17 protein-coding genes are annotated in these 17214 nt (G+C 68.6%); 5 read left to right on the top strand and 12 right to left on the bottom strand.

Annotated elements, in window-relative coordinates:
* Positions 1 to 23: 23 nt before the first annotated feature.
* Positions 24 to 1010 (top strand): hypothetical protein, encoded by a 987-nt coding sequence (locus W7S_RS05540; protein ID WP_014379382.1) that lies wholly within the window; start codon positions 24 to 26, stop codon positions 1008 to 1010.
* A 13-nt stretch (positions 1011 to 1023) separates the two neighbouring features.
* On the opposite strand, the gene W7S_RS05535 is transcribed toward W7S_RS05540, so the two are convergent.
* The 5 genes from W7S_RS05535 to glyA form a co-directional block, all read right to left on the bottom strand.
* Positions 1024 to 2478, bottom strand: coding sequence for an adenylate/guanylate cyclase domain-containing protein (locus W7S_RS05535; protein ID WP_008254355.1), 1455 nt, complete (start codon positions 2476 to 2478; stop codon positions 1024 to 1026).
* 49 nt (positions 2479 to 2527) lie between these two features.
* Positions 2528 to 3403, bottom strand: a complete 876-nt coding sequence (locus tag W7S_RS05530; RefSeq protein ID WP_008254353.1) for a polysaccharide deacetylase family protein — start codon at positions 3401 to 3403, stop codon at positions 2528 to 2530.
* An 88-nt stretch (positions 3404 to 3491) separates the two neighbouring features.
* Positions 3492 to 4793, bottom strand: coding sequence for a PhoH family protein (locus W7S_RS05525; RefSeq protein WP_008254341.1), 1302 nt, complete (start codon positions 4791 to 4793; stop codon positions 3492 to 3494).
* 244 nt (positions 4794 to 5037) lie between these two features.
* Complete coding sequence (locus tag W7S_RS05520; protein ID WP_008254339.1) at positions 5038 to 5865, bottom strand: acyl-ACP desaturase; 828 nt, start codon at positions 5863 to 5865, stop codon at positions 5038 to 5040.
* A 96-nt stretch (positions 5866 to 5961) separates the two neighbouring features.
* Complete coding sequence (glyA, locus tag W7S_RS05515; protein ID WP_008254337.1) at positions 5962 to 7242, bottom strand: serine hydroxymethyltransferase; 1281 nt, start codon at positions 7240 to 7242, stop codon at positions 5962 to 5964.
* A gap of 115 nt (positions 7243 to 7357) precedes the next feature.
* Between glyA and coaA the strand changes: the two genes are divergently transcribed.
* Positions 7358 to 8296: a type I pantothenate kinase gene (coaA, locus tag W7S_RS05510; protein WP_008254336.1), complete on the top strand. Its 939-nt coding sequence runs from the start codon at positions 7358 to 7360 to the stop codon at positions 8294 to 8296.
* Between the two features lie 6 nt (positions 8297 to 8302).
* Here the strand turns inward: coaA and W7S_RS05505 are convergent, their stop codons facing one another.
* On the bottom strand, positions 8303 to 8728 hold the full coding sequence (locus tag W7S_RS05505; RefSeq protein WP_008254335.1) for a hypothetical protein: 426 nt from the start codon (positions 8726 to 8728) through the stop codon (positions 8303 to 8305).
* A 148-nt stretch (positions 8729 to 8876) separates the two neighbouring features.
* Positions 8877 to 9665, bottom strand: coding sequence for a (2Z,6E)-farnesyl diphosphate synthase (locus tag W7S_RS05500; RefSeq protein WP_008254334.1), 789 nt, complete (start codon positions 9663 to 9665; stop codon positions 8877 to 8879).
* Positions 9666 to 9846: 181 nt separating this feature from the next.
* Here W7S_RS05500 and W7S_RS05495 point away from each other — a divergent pair, with 181 nt between their 5' ends.
* Positions 9847 to 10620, top strand: coding sequence for a hemolysin III family protein (locus W7S_RS05495; RefSeq protein WP_008254333.1), 774 nt, complete (start codon positions 9847 to 9849; stop codon positions 10618 to 10620).
* 8 nt (positions 10621 to 10628) lie between these two features.
* Here W7S_RS05495 and W7S_RS05490 read toward each other — a convergent pair whose 3' ends face one another.
* From W7S_RS05490 to mca, 4 genes are all read right to left on the bottom strand, one after another.
* Positions 10629 to 11012: a nuclear transport factor 2 family protein gene (locus W7S_RS05490; protein WP_008254332.1), complete on the bottom strand. Its 384-nt coding sequence runs from the start codon at positions 11010 to 11012 to the stop codon at positions 10629 to 10631.
* Positions 11013 to 11490: 478 nt separating this feature from the next.
* Positions 11491 to 13506, bottom strand: coding sequence for a thioredoxin domain-containing protein (locus W7S_RS05485; protein WP_008254331.1), 2016 nt, complete (start codon positions 13504 to 13506; stop codon positions 11491 to 11493).
* A complete protein-coding gene (locus tag W7S_RS05480; protein WP_008254329.1) occupies positions 13493 to 13810 on the bottom strand; it encodes a hypothetical protein in 318 nt (105 codons plus the stop codon). The genes W7S_RS05485 and W7S_RS05480 overlap by 14 nt, the downstream gene beginning before the upstream one ends.
* Entirely contained in the window at positions 13807 to 14679 is an 873-nt protein-coding gene (gene mca, locus W7S_RS05475; protein WP_008254328.1) for a mycothiol conjugate amidase Mca, read from the bottom strand. The genes W7S_RS05480 and mca overlap by 4 nt, the downstream gene beginning before the upstream one ends.
* 112 nt (positions 14680 to 14791) lie before the next feature.
* Between mca and W7S_RS05470 the strand changes: the two genes are divergently transcribed.
* Positions 14792 to 15226 carry a DUF4307 domain-containing protein gene (locus W7S_RS05470; protein WP_008254327.1) on the top strand — a complete coding sequence of 145 codons (435 nt, stop codon included), beginning with the start codon at positions 14792 to 14794 and terminating at the stop codon, positions 15224 to 15226.
* A gap of 219 nt (positions 15227 to 15445) precedes the next feature.
* Positions 15446 to 15940: a transcription elongation factor GreA gene (gene greA, locus W7S_RS05465; RefSeq protein WP_007168983.1), complete on the top strand. Its 495-nt coding sequence runs from the start codon at positions 15446 to 15448 to the stop codon at positions 15938 to 15940.
* A gap of 86 nt (positions 15941 to 16026) precedes the next feature.
* Here greA and W7S_RS05460 read toward each other — a convergent pair whose 3' ends face one another.
* Positions 16027 to 17205, bottom strand: a complete 1179-nt coding sequence (locus tag W7S_RS05460; RefSeq protein ID WP_008254321.1) for a cystathionine gamma-synthase — start codon at positions 17203 to 17205, stop codon at positions 16027 to 16029.
* Between the last annotated feature and the right edge of the window lie 9 nt (positions 17206 to 17214).

Raw genomic sequence — 17214 nt, 5'->3', positions numbered from 1 at the left:
ATGAGTGTAAGGGTGGTTTTTCCATGACGGCTCCTCCCGGCGGCGGCCCCTACGGCCCTGGGCCTTACGGAAGCAACCCCTATGGGCAGGAACCGAATTGGGGTGGCCAGCCGCCGGCCGGCGGCGCTTACCCGCAGGGTCCTTACCCGCAGGGGGGTCCGTACGGCTACCCGCCGGGCGGTCAGTACCCGTATCCGCCGCCGGGTGGTCCCGCCGTCAATCCGTACCAGGCACCGCAGTATCCCCCGCCGGGACAACCATTTCCGCCCGGCGGGCCCTACCCGCCCGGCCCTCCCCCAGGCGGCTCGAAGCTGCCCTGGCTGATCGTCGCCGGCCTGGTCGCGCTGGCCGTGATCGCGCTGGTGGCCACCCTCGTGGTGATGAAGGGCGGCCACGGCAACAAGCGATCGAGCGCCGCGCCGCCGTCGACGAGCACGTCGGTCTCGCAACCGAAGAATTCGGCACAGAACGCCACGGATTGCACCCCGAACGTGTCCGGCGGTGAGATGCCCCGGGGCGACTCGATCACCGCCGGAAAGCTGTCGTTCCCGGCCAGTGCGGCGCCGTCCGGGTGGACGGTGTTCTCCGATGACCAGGGCCCCAACCTGATCGGCGGACTCGGCGTCGCCCAGGACGTGCCCGGGGCCAATCAGTGGATGATGACGGCCGAGGTCGGCGTCACCAATTTCGTTGCCAGCATGGACCTCACGGCGCAAGCCACCAAACTGATGCAGTGCGTGGTCAACGGGCCCGGCTATGCCAACGCGACACCCACGCTGGGACCGGTCAAGACGTCGTCGATCACCGTGGACGGGACCAAGGCGGTGCGGGCCGACGCCGACGTCACGATCGCCGATCCCACCCGCAACGTCAAGGGCGACTCGGTCAGCATCATCGCGGTCGACACCAAGCCGGTCACCGTGTTCATCGGCAGCACACCCATCGGTGACACCGCGTCGGCGGACCTCGTCGGCAAGATCATCGCCGCGCTGAAGGTCGCGAAATCCTGACGCGGCCCTGGTCCTAGGTGGTCGGCGCCGAGACGTGGGTCGTCTCGGATCGCCCACGCAATACGGTGGAATAGCATTCGGCCCAGTGCCCGCGTTCGGCCTCACCGGCCGCATCGATGGCGGCCGCCGAACACAGGATTCGCCGATCGGACGTCTTGGCGAGGTCGGCCAGCCGCGCGGCCTCGTTGACGGCGTCGCCGATCACGGTGTATTCGTACCGGTTCTCGGCGCCGACGTTGCCGGCGAACACGCGCCCCGCGGAGACGCCGACGCCGAAATCGACTGGCAGCCGGCGCAGTTGAGTGGCCAGCGCCCGGGCCGTCGCCAGCGCTGCGGACGCCGGCTCGCTGGTCGGCAATGGCACCCCGAAGACGGCCAGCGCGGCGTCTCCGGCGAATTTGTTGATCAATCCGTGGTGTTCGTCGACGGCGTTGACGACGATCCGGAAGAAGTCGTTGAGCACCTCGGCGACTTCTTGCGGCGGGCGGCTTTCCGCGAGCTGCGTGGAACCCACCAGGTCGATGAAGAGCACCGCCGCTTCGACCACGTCGCCGGACAGGGAGGCTCCCTCTTCGACGGCGCGCTGCGCGACGTCGGCGCCGACGTGGCGACCGAACAGGTCACGCAGCCGGTCGCGCTCGGCGAGCCCGGCCACCATACGGTTGAAACCCGTTTGCAGCCGCCCGATCTGGGAACGTTCGTAGGCGCCGACGTAGGTTTCCATGCGGCCATGTTCAACCTCCGCCATGGCGTCGACGACCTCCCCGATCGGGTCCGAGATGGACCGCGAGGTCAGGATCATCGTCGGCAGTCCCAACACCAGCGCCGCCAACGACACCACCAGGATCGGCACGTCCAACGATGCCGACTTCTCGATCAGCCACCCGTAGGAGCGCAGAACGACCAGGGACGCGATGACCGCGATGGGAAACGCGCTGCAGAGGAACCACAGCAGAACCAGTCGCGCGTACACGCTCGGCACGGCCAGCCGTGGCTCGGCGCCCAGTGTGGCGGCACGCATGATGGGGCGCAGGGTGCGTTGCGCGAGCAGCATCCCCGTGCCGGCGGCGGCCGACCCGCCGAGCAGCACGCCGAGCACGATGGGTAGCAGAAGCCGGGCCCCGCCACCAAGATTCAGCAGGATGAAGGTCCCGCCGCTCAGCGCCCAGGCCGTCACCAGGATCGCCGACTGGCGCCCGGCGAGCTTCATCACGGCCTCGCGTTGCTGTGGTGTCGGTTCGTCGCCCGGCACGAACCAGCGCAGTGTGGGCGCCAGGCTCAAGGCGCCGGCCACCGAGACGCCGATGATGCCCAGCACGACGAGCAGCGCCACCGGCCCCGTGCTGTGCCGCGCGAAGTCGGCGTTGGCCCCGACGGACGTGTGGCCGCGCAACGGGATCAAGATGGCGGCCGCTTCGACGACCGCCAGCACATACGACAGACTCAAGTCGAGGCCGTAGTGAAACATCCACCGTCGAGCGGACTTTCGTCCTTTCGTCGCGGGCCCGCTCGTCGCGCTAGGCACCGTTGTTCGGCCCGCCGGAATTCTGCCCGGGGATGTCGGTGATCGGGAAGTTGGGCATCGGCTTGGGTGAGGGCGTGTTGGGCAGCGTGGGGATGTCACTGGCGGGAATGTCGCGCAGACCGTTGACGGGTGGCCCGTTCTCCCGGCCACCATAACTGCTGCCGGGCGCGCGTGGTCCCAGCAGTTCGCTGACCGTCACCATCCGGTAGCCGTTAGCCTTGAGCACCGGGATGAACTGATAGACCAGATCGACGGTGCTCGAGTAGGTGTTATGGAACAGCACCACCGAGCCCGGTTTGATGTAGGTCATCAGCATCGATCGCGTCGCCGCCGTGTTCGAGTCGTTGGCCCAATCGAAAGGGATGACGTCCCACAGGATTTCGGCCAGCCCGAATTGACCGGCGGTCTGGCGCACCACCGGGTCGGACAAGCCGCCCGCGGGCCGGTACAACGTCGGCGTGTGGCCGGTCGCGGCGGTGATCGCGTCATTCGCCTTGGAGAACTGCGCGGCGATGTCCTCCCGCGGGATGGTGGTCATGTTGGGGTGTTCCCAGGTGTGGCTGCCGATTTCCATCCCCGCGTCGGCGATGCGTTTGGCCCCCGCCGGGTTGGCGGCCACCTTGTTGCCGATCAGAAAGAAGGTGGCCTTCGCGTCGTTGCCCTTGAGGATCTGCAGCAGCCGCTCGTCGAAGGGACCGGGGCCGTCATCGAAGGTCAACGCGACGCATTTGACGACCGAGCAGGACAGGTCGTCGGCGCGCGTCACGTGACCGGTCAGCCCGCCGATCACCAGCACCGCGACGGCGGCGACGACACCGGCCAGCGTGCGCCCGTAGCGCCAGGCCAAGGTGTCGGGTCGTTTCGCCACGGTAAAAGCGTACTCACCGCGAGACTGCAACCAGCGACACATATCGCGAGTGGAGCTGTCGTGGAATACAGCTTCGCGGCGAAACCGCTCAGTGCGGCCCGGCGATCTCCTCGAGCATCTCGGTGACCAGCGCGGCGATCGGCGAGCGCTCGCTGCGCAACAGGGTGATGTGGGCGAACAGCGGGTGGCCCTTGAGCTTCTCGATCACCGCCGCGACCCCGTCGTGGCGGCCCACCCGCAGGTTGTCGCGCTGGGCGATGTCGTGGGTCAGGACCACCCGCGACCCGGTGCCCAGCCTGGACAGCACGGTCAGCAACACGTTGCGCTCCAGCGACTGCGCCTCGTCGACGATGACGAACGAGTCGTGCAGCGAACGTCCCCGGATGTGGGTCAGCGGCAGCACTTCGAGCATGCCGCGGGACAGCACTTCCTCGAGCACCGCCGGGCTGGCCAGCCCCTCGAGGGTGTCGAACACTGCCTGCGCCCACGGGCCCATCTTTTCGCTCTCGCTGCCGGGCAGGTATCCCAGCTCCTGGCCGCCGACGGCGTACAGCGGACGGAAGACCACCACCTTGCGCTGGGTCCGCCGCTCCAGCACGGCCTCCAGCCCGGCGCACAGCGCCAGCGCCGACTTGCCGGTGCCGGCCTTGCCGCCCAGCGACACGATGCCGACCGACTCGTCGAGCAGCAAGTCCAGCGCGACCCGCTGTTCGGCGGACCGCCCACGCAATCCGAACACCTCGCGATCACCGCGGACCAGCTGAACGCGCTTGTCCGCGTTGACCCTGCCCAGCGCGTGAGAGCTGCCACCGAGCAGCCGAATGCCGGTGTGGCAGGGCAGGTCTCGGGCTTCCGCCAGATCGATCTCGCCGTCGCTGAACAGGGCGTCGATATCCTCGGTGGCGGTTTCGATCTCGCGCATGCCCGACCAGCCGGAGGCCACGACGTCTTGGGCGTGGTATTCGTCGGCGGCCAGCCCTACCGCGGCGGCCTTGACCCGAAGCGGAATGTCCTTGCTGACCAACGTGACTCGTTTGCCTTCGGCGGCCAGGTTGGCGGCGCAACTCAGGATCCGGCAGTCGTTGTTGTCGTTGCGGAAGCCGGCGGGCAGCACCGCCGGGTCGGTGTGGTTGAGTTCGACGTGGAGCGTACCGCCTTGTGTCCCAACGGGAATGGGTTGATCCAGGCGCCCGTGCACAAGCCGAAGATCGTCGAACAGGCGCAACGCCTGGCGGGCGAACCATCCCAGCTCGTGATGGTGGCGTTTGGCCTCCAGCTCGCTGATCACCACCAACGGAACAACCACCTCGTGTTCGGCGAACCGGCTGCACGCCCACGGGTCGGACAGCAGCACGGAAGTGTCGATCACGTAGGTCCGGATATCGGTCACGTAGCGCTCCTCGAGCGGGATGAGCCCGCGCGGACCCGCACAGGCATGTCGACGGGAACCGCAGCACCAGGACCGGGGCCGGTCCTTCCGTTGTGATGACGGGAGGTGCCGCCCTGGCAGCAGAGCATGACGCTGACCATCGGGAACGACGCTACTCCCGTGGCCGCGTGCCCGCTGTGCAGGCGCGCCGACATGACGAGCCGCGACGACGCCCCAAAGGGATCGGCGCGGAGGGGGCCGCGGCTCAGCCGACGATGAATTGCCGCAGCGCGGGCTCGTCCGCGAGCCCCCATGCGGCGATGCGGTCGGAGATCGCCTGACGCAGCTGCTCCGGACCGAAAATGCCTGCCTTTTCGACGTTCTGCACCTTGTCGCGGTACGCGTCGATGTCGGCGCCGGGCACATCCAGGTCGGCGGCACGGGCGGCGATCGCCGCGATCGTCTCGTCGCGGGTGTATCCCAGGCAGTGCTCGACGAGGTTGGAGAAGAACAGTTCGTGCCGCCGCTCGTCGCGGGCGATCCGGTCGATCAGGCCGGCCAGGATGGGCTCCTCGAGCTTGGCGGCCAGGTTCTCGCAGAACACGGCGTGGGTGCGTTCGACGAACGCCATGTGCACCAGGGTCTCCACCTGCGAGTAGGTGTCGGCGCGGTAGCCCTTCATGACGTACTGGACGCGGGCCTCTTCGTTGGCGGTCGGGTCGACCTCACGGGTCACCACCAGGTACTCGCGCAACGCGATGGCGTGCAGGTGCTCCTCGGCGGTCCACCGGCCCAGCCAGCGGCCCCAGTAGTCCTCGAGGATGAAGTGCTCGACCAGCTCGCGGTGGTGCGCGGCCAGGTTGTCCTTGAGCAGCAGCATGATCTCGCAGGCGTCGGTCAGCGGTCTCGGCAACGTCATTGACGACGGGTCCCAGTCGCGCCCACCGAGGAATGCGAAGTTCTCGCCCCGATCGAACGGCACGTAATCGTGGGCGAACCAGAGCTCTTCGGTGGACAGGTGGCGGTCGACGTTCGCTTCGACGACCGGCTCGAGTTCCAGGGTCAGCGCGTTAGCGACGGGTCTTTCGGCCATGAGATAACTGTAACCCGCGTACACAGGTTCATGAAATCGGCGGGGTCGTGTCGGAGCAAGTGGTGATTTTGGTCCTCGAGCCCGACCAGACGGGCGTCAGCGGCCGACCAGCGCCCAGTCTTCGAGGCCGTCGTACAGCGGGAACTCCTGCGCCAGCCGTGTCACGCGCTGGCGCAGCCCCGCCACGTCGGCCGAGCTGCCCGCGGCCAGGGCGGTGGCGATGACGTCGGCGACCTCGCTGAACTCGGCGTCGCCGAAGCCGCGGGTGGCCAGGGCGGGCGTGCCGATCCGCAGCCCCGACGTGACCATCGGCGGCCGCGGGTCGTTGGGCACGGCGTTGCGGTTGACGGTGATGCCGACCTCGTGCAGCAGGTCCTCGGCGGCTTGGCCGTCGAGCGGGGAGTTGCGCAGATCCACCAGCACCAGGTGCACGTCGGTGCCGCCGCTGACCACCGATACGCCGGCCTTGGCGACGTCGGCGGCCAACAGCCGGTCGGCGAGGATGCGCGCGCCCGACAGGGTGCGCTGCTGCCGCTCGACGAATTCGGGGGTGCTCGCGATCTTCAGCGCGACGGCCTTGCCCGCGATGACGTGCATGAGCGGTCCGCCCTGCTGGCCGGGGAACACCGCCGAGTTGATCGCCTTGGCGTACTCCTGCTTGCCGAGGATCATGCCCGAGCGGCCGCCGCCGAGCGTCTTGTGAATGGTCGTCGACACGATGTCGGCGTGCGGCACCGGCGAGGGGTGCAGGCCGGCCGCGACCAAGCCCGCGAAGTGCGCCATGTCCACCCAGAGCTTGGCGTCCACCTCGTCGGCGATCGAGGCGAACGCCGCGAAGTCGAGGATCCGCGGGTAGGCCGACCAACCGGCGATGATGACCTTGGGGCGAAATTCCAGCGCCTTGGCGCGCACCGCGTCCATGTCGACGAGATGCGTCGTCGGGTCGACACCGTAGAAACCGTTCTCGTAGAGCTTGCCGGAGAAGTTCAGCTTCATGCCGTGCGTCAGGTGGCCGCCGTTGGCCAGGTCCAGACCCAGCAGCCGCTCCCCCGGCGTCATCAGCGCGTGCAGGACGGCGGCGTTGGCCTGGGCGCCCGAATGCGGCTGCACATTGGCGAAGTCGGCGCCGAAGAGGGCCTTGGCCCGGTCGCGGGCGATGTTCTCCACGACGTCGACGTACTCGCAGCCGCCGTAGTAGCGGCGCCCCGGCAAGCCCTCGGCGTACTTGTTGGTCAGCACGCTGCCCTGGGCCTGCAGCACCGCGCGCGGGACGAAGTTCTCCGACGCGATCATCTCCAGCATGTCGCGCTGGCGGCCCAGCTCCTGGCCCAGCAGCCCGGCGATGTCGGGATCGACCTCGGCGAGCGGGGCGGACATCACGGAGGTCGTGGCGCGGGCGTCAGGTGCAGCAGTCACGGCGCCAGTCTATCCAGCGCCGACTTTTCGCCAGCCCAGCCGTCGGGCTTTTCGGCGCTCCTGCAACACTTGCACTATGCCGCGGCTTAGCGAGCCGAGCCCTTATGTGGAGTTCGACCGAAAGCAATGGCGTGCGCTTCGTATGTCGACGCCGCTGGCCCTCACCGAGGAGGAACTGGTCGGCCTGCGCGGTCTGGGTGAACAGATCGACTTGCTCGAAGTCGAAGAGGTTTACCTGCCGCTGGCCCGGCTGATTCACCTGCAGGTCGCGGCGCGCCAGCGGTTGTTCGCCGCCACCGCCGAGTTCCTGGGTGAACCTCAGCAAAACCCGGACCGGCCGGTGCCGTTCATCATCGGGGTCGCCGGCAGCGTGGCGGTCGGCAAGTCGACGACCGCCCGTGTGCTGCAGGCGCTCTTGGCGCGCTGGGACCATCATCCCCGGGTGGACCTGGTGACCACCGACGGATTCCTGTACCCCAATGCCGAGCTGGACCGGCGAAACCTGATGCATCGCAAGGGGTTTCCGGAAAGCTACAACCGTCGGGCGCTGATGCGGTTCGTTACGTCGGTCAAGTCGGGCTCGGACTACGCGTGCGCGCCGGTGTATTCGCATTTGAAATACGATGTGATCCCCGGGGCCAAGCACGTGGTGCGGCATCCCGACATCCTGATCCTCGAGGGCCTCAACGTTTTGCAGACCGGTCCGACCCTGATGGTGTCGGACCTGTTCGACTTCGGCGTCTATGTGGACGCGCGGATCGAGGACATCGAGCAGTGGTACATCTCGCGGTTTTTGGCCATGCGCAGCACGGCCTTCGCCGATCCCGAGTCGCACTTCCACCACTACGCGGCGCTCAACGACACCAAGGCCGTCGCCGCCGCCCGCGAGATCTGGCGCTCCATCAACCGGCCCAACCTGGTCGAGAACATCCTGCCCACCCGGCCGCGCGCCACGCTGGTGCTGCGCAAGGACGCCGACCACTCGATCAATCGGCTGCGGCTGCGCAAGCTCTAGGCGCCACTATGCCGTCTCGAGGCGCCGCACTCCCAGGTATTGGAGCGCGGCGAACGCGGCCGCGTAGGCGCCGCTGGCCAGCGTCAGCGCGGCCCCGGTGACGGTCAGCGGCAATGCTTCGGTTGCCACGATCGAGGACAGCGTGAAAAAGATGTTGGCCACGATCACGCCGATGCCGACACCGCGCACGTCCGGCATCGCCCCGAGGCTGAACACCACGAGGCCGTAGATCACGAAGAAGGCCCCCATGGCGTAATTCTCGAAGGACGTCAGGCCGGTCAGCGACGAGAGCGGGTCGGCGAGGAAGGCGATGACCAAGCCGAAGAGTCCCGTCAGGGTGGCGTCGGCGCGCACGGCGAAGCGCAACAGCGAGTCGGTCGCGTCGTAGAGCGGCCGCGTGGTGAGGCCGGATACACCAGAAACAAGCAACATGTGATTACTCCTCGCGATGGCGGTGTTGGCTATTGCCACGGATACAACGACGAGGAGGTTCACCCGGCTATTCCCGTTATCGGGTAAATATTTGACACGCGCCAGTCGGGCGGGATCAGCCGCCCCACGAGTCACAGGCGCAGCGGATTTACTTCCCGTAGCGGCGATGGCGCTGGCTGTAGTCGCGCAGCGCGCGCAGGAAGTCGACGCGGCGGAAGGCGGGCCAGTGCGCCTCGGTGAACCACATCTCCGAGTACGCGCTTTGCCACAGCAGGAAGCCGGAGAGCCGTTGCTCGCCCGAGGTGCGGATCACCAGGTCGGGATCGGGCTGACCGGAGGTGTAGAGATTTTCCGAGATCGCATCGACGGTGACGGTGTCGATCAGCTCTTCGGCGGTCGCGCCGTTGGCGAGTTCCTTGCTCAGCAGCGAACGCACCGCGTCGACGATCTCGCGGCGACCGCCGTAGCCGACGGCGACGTTGACGTGGAAGGGCGCCACGACCGGGGTGGACTCCACCGCCCCGCGCAGCCGGCGGGCCGGTTGCTCGCCGAGCAGCTCGAGGTCGCCGACGGTGCGCACGCTCCAGCGGTTGGCCGGCGCGCAGATCTCCTCGACGACGTCGGTGATGATCTCGATGAGCCCGGCCAGCTCGTCGGGATCGCGCTGCAGGTTCTCCGTGGAAAGCAGGTACACGGTGGTCATCTCGATGCCGGCTTCCTGACACCAGCGCAGCATCTCCGCGATCTTGGCCGCGCCCATCCGGTAGCCGTAGCTCACGTCGTCGTATCCCGCGTCGCGCGCCCACCGGCGGTTCCCGTCGCACAGCACCGCGATGTGGCGGGGCAGTTCCGACTTGGAAGCGGTCAGGCCCTGCCGCAGCCGCATCTCGTAGATCCGATACAGCGGCTCTTTGAGTCGCCGCGGGATGATTTCCACGAACACACACCCTACTGCCAGGCGCAATGGATTCCGGGTTGCGATTTCGGCCGGTCATCCGAGCAGCCGGCCGAGAAGTCGACACTGCGCCGTAACCATCTCTGGCTACTCTGGCTCTTACACCCGCCCATGGCACCGTGGCCACCGGCGTCCCCCGTTGCAGCGACATTCCACAGGAGACATGAGCAGCCAGACCAGCACCGTCCCGCATCCTGAGCGCGAACCCGAGCCGATCGCCCCGGGCAACACCGTCGAGCGACTCGCCGAAGGGGCCGCCAATGTTTTGGGCAAACCCCGGATGCGCGGCTGGATCCACTTCTACTCGGCGTGGCTGGCGATCATCGCCGGCGCCACGCTGGTGTCGGTGTCGTGGGCGGCGTCCTCGCCCCGCGCCGGGCATTCGACGCTGATCTACGCCGCGTGCACGGTGGCGTTGTTCGCGGTCAGCGCGACCTATCACCGGGTGCACTGGAAGTCGGACCTGGCCCGGATTCGCATGAAGCGGCTCGATCATTCGATGATCTTCATCTTCATCGCCGGCAGCTACACGCCGTTCGCGCGGCTGGTCATGCCGCAGGACACCGGCGTGGTGGTGCTGTGCATCGTGTGGGGCGGCGCGCTCGCGGGCATCGCGCTGAAGGTGTGCTGGCCGACGGCGCCGCGCTGGCTGGGCGTACCGCTCTATCTGCTGTTGGGCTGGGTAGCGATCTGGTACGCGCCGACGATCCTGCACCAGGCCGGGGTGGCCGCGATGGTGCTGCTGGCCGTCGGCGGTGTGTTCTACAGCGTCGGTGGCATTTTCTACGGTCTACGCTGGCCCGACCTGTGGCCGCGGACGTTCGGCTATCACGAGTTCTTCCACGCCTTCACCGCGATCGCGGCGATCCTGCATTACATCGCCATGTGGTTCGCCGTGTTCTACACGGAAGAACACGCGTGGCTGCTGGGAGCCTGATGGCCCGGCTAACCCTGGTCGACGTCGTCGTCGGGTGACCAGTACGCCTTCATCGCCGCGATCTTCCCGCTGCCGTCGAAGACCATGACATCGATCGGCTCGATCACCATCCGGTGCTCGCCGGCGGTCACGGTCAACCGGAACTGGAAGGCCGCCTCGTTGCCGGCCACGCGCAGCGTCTTCAGTTCGCATTCGCGCTGCAGGTTGTCGACCGCGGAGTAGAAGCCGTGGATCGCTTGGCGCCCGATGTGCACCTCGCCGCCGACGGGGTCCTCGACCGTGGCGTCGTCGGCGTACAGCTCGACCAAGTCGTCGGCGCTGCCCTTGGCGACCAGCTCGATGTAGCGGTGGACCGTGCTTCTGATCGCTTCGGTCTTGGCGGCATTCGGCATGGGAGGCAGGGTAACCCGGCTTCAGTGGTGATCGCCAGCGCGGCGCAGCCGGGCGCAGCGGGTCACCACCATCGGCTTCAGTGGTGATCGCCAGCGCGGCGCAGCCGGGCGCAGCGGGTCACCACCATCGGCTCAGTGGTGATCGCCAGCGCGGCGCAGCCGGGCGCAGCGGGTCACCACCATCGGCTCAGTGGTGATCGCCAGCGCGGCGCAGCCGGGCGCAGCGGGTCACCACCATTGGCTCAGTGGTGATCGCCAGCGCGGCGCAGCCGGGCGCAGCGGGTCACCACCATCGGCTCAGTGGTGATCGCCAGCGCGGCGCAGCCGGGCGCAGCGGGTCACCACCATCGGCTCAGTGGTGATCGCCAGCGCGGCGCAGCCGGGCGCAGCGGGTCACCACCATCGGCTCAGTGGTGATCGCCAGCGCGGCGCAGCCGGGCGCAGCGGGTCACCACCATCGACCCAGCGGCTGGAAGGCTCAGCGGCTGGAAACAGCCAGGGCGGCGGCCAGTTCGGCCGCGGTGGTCACCGGCAGGTCGCAGACTTGGCCGCGACACACGTAGGCGGCGTCGGCGCCGGCCACTCGGTCGCGGCCCGCCAGCAGCGCAGAGGAATCCACGTCCCCGCCCACGACGACCGCCCCGCCGGGCGCCAGCCGTCGCGCCTCGGCCAGCAGCGGCGACCACGACGGGTCGCAGGCCACCGCGATCTGCAGCGGCCCGCGGACCGCGGCCTCCGCGACGGCCAGCCAATGCCCGGCCGAGCGCGGCGCGCGCTCCAGCAGCACCGAGTGCGCGCGCAGCGCGTCGTCCGCCGCCCGCAGGTACCGCTCGGCGCGCTCCCCGTCGACCACGTGCGCCGCGGTCAGCAGGGCCTCGGTGATCGACGACGCTCCCGACGGGGTCGCCCCGTCCAGCGGGTCGGCGGGCCGCAGCATCAACCGCTCGGCATCGTCGGCGGTGTCGAACCAGCGGCCGGGCTGCTCACGATCGGCGAAGTGCGCCAACGCGGTGTCCAACAGATCGGTCGCCCTTGTCAGCCAGGCCGCCTCGCCCGTCAGCTGGTAGAGCGCCAGCAGCCCGGTGGACAGCATCGCGTGGTCCTCGAGGATGGCGGCGCTGTCACCGACCACGCCGCCGAGACTGGCGCGCCGCAGCCTGCCGTCGACCACGTGCAGGTCGAGCAGCGCCCGCGCGCAGCGGCTTGCGGCGTGGACGAACTCGGGCTCGTCCAACGCCACGCCGGCCTCGGCCAAGGCGGTGATCGCCAGCCCGTTCCAGGACGTGACGATCTTGTCGTCGCGGCCGGGCTGGACCCGGGCGCGCCGGGCGTTCAACAACGCGACCCGCACGCGTTCGGCCCGCTGCGCATCCTCCGGATCGGCGGGGAGCTGCAGCACCGAGGCGCCGTGCTCGAAGGTGCCGGCCGGGGTGACCGCGAAAACCTGTGCGGCCCAAGGACCGTCGTCGGGCCCGAGCGCGTCGTTCAGCTGTTCCGGCGTCCACACATAGGTCGATCCCTCGCGGCCGTCGGCGTCGGCGTCCAGCGATGAGGTGAACATGGCACCGTCGGCGAGGTCGTCGAGCAGGAACCGGGCGGTCTGGTCGGCGATTCGGCGCGCCAGCGGATCGCCGGTACGCCGGGCCCAGTGCGCGTAGGCGCGCAGCAGCAGCGCGTTGTCGTACAGCATCTTCTCGAAATGCGGTACCACCCAAGCGTTGTCGACGCTGTACCGGGCGAAGCCGCCGCCGAGCTGATCGTAGATGCCGCCGCGGGCCATCGCGCTGCCCGCGCGCGACACCGCGTCGAGCGCCGCCGGCGATCCCGTGCGCTCGTAGTTGCGCAGCAGCGCCTCGAGCAGCGCCGAGGGCGGGAATTTGGGCGCACCGCCGAACCCGCCGTGCACGGTGTCCTCGTCGGCGAGCAGCGCGGCGACGGCGTGGTCACACAGGTCGGCCGCCACCGCGGGGCCGCCACGCGCTACACCGGAAGCCATCTTGCGCAGCTCGCCGGCGATGTGGTCGGACGCCTCCTCCACCTCGCCGCGACGCTCCCGCCATGTGGCCGAGACGGCCGAAAGAAGTTGCAGGAAGCTATTTTTCGGATAGTAGGTGCCGCAGAAGAAGGGCCGTCCGTCCGGCGTGAGGAAACAGGTCATCGGCCAGCCGCCCTGCCCGGTGAGGGCCACCGTGGCGTTCATGTACACCGCGTCGATGTCGGGCCGTTCCTCGCGGTCGACCTTGATGCAGACGAATCCCGCGTTCATCGCGGCGGCGACGTCGGCGTCCTCGAACGACTCGTGCGCCATGACGTGACACCAGTGACAGGCCGCGTAGCCGACCGACAGCAGGATCGGCACGTCGCGGGCGGCGGCGTCGGCCAGCGCCTCCGGTGTCCACTGCTGCCAGTGCACCGGATTGTCGGCGTGCTGACGCAGATACGGGCTGGTCGCCAGCCCCAGGGTGTTCGCGGCGGACGAGTCAGCCTGGCTCATCGCCGGATCCCGGGGGTCGCGGCGACCCGTCCGCCTGATCCGGGGCCTGGCCGGCGCCCGGGTCGACCGCGTCGGTGCCCTCGTCCGCGGCCTGGTCCGGCTCGGGATGCTTGGGGTCGAACGACTCCGGCACCTTCTTCAGCTGCCGGTTCATCGAGCGCAGCAAAAACAGCGTGCTGATCAACAACAACACGACGATCAGCAGCCCGACCGGGCTGGCCTTGCCGAAGTCGGGCCCGGTGTGCTGCGGCGCGTTGTCGGCCTGCCAGCCGGGGGCGCTCGCGAGGAGGACGAGGTGATTCACGCGTCCGTCTCGATCCCGGCGAACAGGTCGTCCTCGGGCAGCCGGGCCGGGACCCGCGAGCGGGCCAACTCGAATTCCTCTGTGGGCCAAAGCCGTTGCTGCCATTCGATGGGGGCCGCGAAGAAGTCGTGGTCGGGGTCGATCTGCGTGGTGTGCGCCCGCAGCGCGTCGTCGCGCTGGCTGAAATAGGCCGAGCACTCGACGCGCGTCGTCACCCGGGATTCGAACGGGTCGTGCGCGGCGTCCCAGTGCTCGAGCCACTTCTTGAACGGCGGTTCGTGACCGTGCTTGAGGGCCTCGTCGTGCAACAACTGCATCCGGGCCCGCAGGAAGCCGTGGTTGTAGTACAGCTTGGACACCGTCCACGGTTCGCCGGCGTCCGGGAAGCGCCGATAATCCCCGGCCGCCTCGAAGGCGCCGACCGAAACCTGGTGGCAGCGAATGTGATCGGGATGGGGATAGCCGCCGTTCTCGTCGTACGTCGTCATCACGTGCGGGCGGAACTCGCGTACGACGCGCACCAGCGCCTCGATCGACTCCTCCAGCGGCACCAGCGCGAAACACCCCTCGGGCAGCGGGGGCGGCGGGTCGCCCTTGGGCAGTCCGGAGTCGACGAAGCCGAGCCAGGTGTGCTCCACCCCGAGGATCTCGGCGGCCTTGGCCATCTCGTCGCGGCGGATTTCGGCGATGTGCCCGTGCACCTCGGGCAGATCCATCGCGGGGTTGAGGATGTCGCCGCGCTCACCGCCGGTCAACGTCACCACCAGCACCCGATGCCCCTCGTCGGCGTAGCGGGCCAGGGTGGCCGCGCCCTTGCTGGACTCGTCGTCGGGGTGGGCGTGCACCGCCATCAACCGCAATTCGCTCACGTGCTCCCTTGTCACCTCGGGTGGTCACCCGGTCTGACCCTATAATTCCAGTTCCACATCGTTGCATGCTGTCGGCAGGTGCCCGGCAGCCGACAACCAGGCATAACCAGCCATGACCGATACCCCCACTCCGCGTCCTGAGGCCCGCTACGGGCGTTCCCGGCTGTCGCGCATCCCCCGGCGATGGGTGATCGTCGCGCTGGGTGTGCTGGTCGTCGCGGCCGGCCTGGCCGTGGCCGCCGTCGGCTACCACCGCTTCGGCACCAGTGACGTCAAGGGGACGCTGGCCGGGTACCGGGTGATCGACGAGCAGACGGCGTCGATAACGATCAACGTGACCCGATCGGATCCGTCGCGCCCGGTGGACTGCATCGTGCGGGTCCGCTCCGCCGACGGGAGCGAGACGGGACGACGTGAGCTGCTGGTCCCGCCATCCGACGCGGCCACGGTGCAGGTGACGACGACGGTCAAATCCTCTCAGCCGCCGGCGGTGGCCGACATCTATGGCTGCGGCACCGACGTGCCCGCCTACCTGCGCCCGTCCTGACCGTCGCCATCGACGCCGAACAGCGAAGATGGAGTCATCAGTTGTTCGCGCGGTGGTAACATGGGTGAATGCACGGTTCCGATTGGGACCGTGTTGCTGCATTAGCGGCCGTCAGCAGATCGGCGCCGCAGCACACGGGGATGGAGCCGCACGCTTTCGACGGCGGAGTTAACAGGACTTACGCGAACTCGCGGAACAACATACGAGGAGCACGACGAGATGACGGACACTTCGGTGACCTGGCTGACCCAGGAGTCGCATGACCGACTCAAGGCCGAGCTCGACCAGTTGATCGCGAATCGTCCGGTCATCGCCGCGGAGATCAACGACCGCCGCGAGGAGGGCGACCTGCGCGAAAACGGCGGCTACCACGCCGCCCGCGAAGAGCAGGGCCAGCAGGAGGCCCGGATTCGCCAGCTGCAGGATCTGCTCAACAACGCCAAGGTCGGCGAAGCGCCCAAGCAGTCCGGCGTCGCGCTGCCCGGTTCGGTGGTGAAGGTCTACTACAACGGCGACAAGTCCGACACCGAGACGTTCCTCATCGCCACCCGCCAGGAGGGCGTCAACGACGGCAAGCTCGAGGTGTACTCGCCGAATTCACCGCTGGGCGGCGCCCTGATCGACGCCAAGGTGGGCGAGACCCGCAGCTACGTGGTGCCCAACGGCAACACCGTCGAGGTCACCCTGGTCAGCGCGGAGCCGTACCACTCCTAGCCAGCCGCGTTTAGGCGAGCGCCCGGCCAGCCGGGCGCGATAGCACGTGCGCCCGGCTAGCAGGGCATTCGCGCTCGCGATCGCCACTAGCCCAGGGCCTGCTCCAGATCGGCCAGCAGGTCGGCGACGTCCTCGATGCCGACCGACAGGCGCACCAGATCGTCGGGGACTTCCAATTGCGACCCGGCCGTCGACGCATGCGTCATCGCGCTGGGGTGCTCGATCAGCGACTCGACCCCGCCGAGCGATTCGGCCAGGATGAACACCTTGGTGTTGGCGCACAGATCCCGGGCGGCGTCCCGTCCGCCTTTCATGCGCACCGAGACCATGCCGCCGAACCCGCGCATCTGCCGCGCGGCGACCTCGTGCCCGGGGTGGCTGGGCAGCCCGGGGTACAGCACCGCGCTCACCGCGCGATGGCCCGCGAGGAATTCCGCTACGGCCATGGCGTTTTCGCTGTGCCGCTGCATGCGCAGAACCAGGGTCTTCAGTCCGCGCATCGTCAGGTAGGCGTCGAACGGGCCGGGGACCGCGCCGGCCCCGTTCTGCAGGAAGCCGAACGCGTCGTCGAGTTCCTGGTCGTTGGTGACCAGCGCGCCGCCCACCACGTCGGAATGGCCGCCGATGTATTTGGTGGTGGAGTGCAGCACGATGTCCGCCCCCAGCGTCAGCGGCTGCTGAAGCGCGGGTGAGGCAAAGGTGTTGTCCACCAACACTTTCGCTCGATTTTTTGCGGCCTGCCCGGCCGCTAGCTCGGCAATGGCGGCGATATCGGCGACCGACAGCAACGGGTTGGTCGGGGTTTCCACCCAGATCATCCGGGTGCGCGGCGTGATCGCGGCGGCGACGGCGTCCACCTCGTGCAGCGCGACGGGCGTGTAGTCGACGTTCCACTGGGTGAAGACCTTGTCGATCAGCCGGAACGTGCCGCCGTAGGCGTCATTCGGGATCACGACGTGATCACCCGGCCGCAGCACCGCGCGCAGGGCGCAGTCGGTGGCGGCCATTCCCGAGGCGAAGGCCCGCCCGTAGCTGCCCTCCTCGACGGCGGCCAGCGCGGCCTCCAGCGCGGCGCGGGTCGGGTTGCCGGTGCGCGCGTATTCGAATCCGCCCCGCAATGCGCCGACGCCGTCCTGGGCGAAGGTGCTGCTGGCGTAGATCGGGGCGTTGACCGCTCCGGTCGCCGGGTCCGGCCGGTAGCCGGCGTGAATCGCTTTGGTGGCCAGCCCGGTGAACTCGGGGTGTGGGTTGCCGTCGTCGCTCATCGACGATCA

Source organism: Mycobacterium sp. MOTT36Y (assembly GCF_000262165.1).
GTDB lineage: Bacteria > Actinomycetota > Actinomycetes > Mycobacteriales > Mycobacteriaceae > Mycobacterium > Mycobacterium intracellulare.
Note: the sequence above shows the minus strand (reverse complement) of the source record. Positions and strands in the feature narration are given on the sequence as shown.

Bases quoted from the DNA above. Each gene is read 5' to 3' on its own strand.
- W7S_RS05540 (WP_014379382.1), top strand. From the start codon at position 24: ATGACGGCTCCTCCCGGCGGCGGCCCCTACGGCCCTGGGCCTTACGGA.
- W7S_RS05535 (WP_008254355.1), bottom strand. From the start codon at position 2,478: ATGTTTCACTACGGCCTCGACTTGAGTCTGTCGTATGTGCTGGCGGTC.
- W7S_RS05520 (WP_008254339.1), bottom strand. From the start codon at position 5,865: ATGGCCGAAAGACCCGTCGCTAACGCGCTGACCCTGGAACTCGAGCCG.
- glyA (WP_008254337.1), bottom strand. From the start codon at position 7,242: ATGTCCGCCCCGCTCGCCGAGGTCGATCCCGACATCGCCGGGCTGCTG.
- coaA (WP_008254336.1), top strand. From the start codon at position 7,358: ATGCCGCGGCTTAGCGAGCCGAGCCCTTATGTGGAGTTCGACCGAAAG.
- W7S_RS05505 (WP_008254335.1), bottom strand. From the start codon at position 8,728: ATGTTGCTTGTTTCTGGTGTATCCGGCCTCACCACGCGGCCGCTCTAC.
- W7S_RS05495 (WP_008254333.1), top strand. From the start codon at position 9,847: ATGAGCAGCCAGACCAGCACCGTCCCGCATCCTGAGCGCGAACCCGAG.
- W7S_RS05490 (WP_008254332.1), bottom strand. From the start codon at position 11,012: ATGCCGAATGCCGCCAAGACCGAAGCGATCAGAAGCACGGTCCACCGC.
- W7S_RS05485 (WP_008254331.1), bottom strand. From the start codon at position 13,506: ATGAGCCAGGCTGACTCGTCCGCCGCGAACACCCTGGGGCTGGCGACC.
- W7S_RS05470 (WP_008254327.1), top strand. From the start codon at position 14,792: ATGACCGATACCCCCACTCCGCGTCCTGAGGCCCGCTACGGGCGTTCC.
- greA (WP_007168983.1), top strand. From the start codon at position 15,446: ATGACGGACACTTCGGTGACCTGGCTGACCCAGGAGTCGCATGACCGA.
- W7S_RS05460 (WP_008254321.1), bottom strand. From the start codon at position 17,205: ATGAGCGACGACGGCAACCCACACCCCGAGTTCACCGGGCTGGCCACC.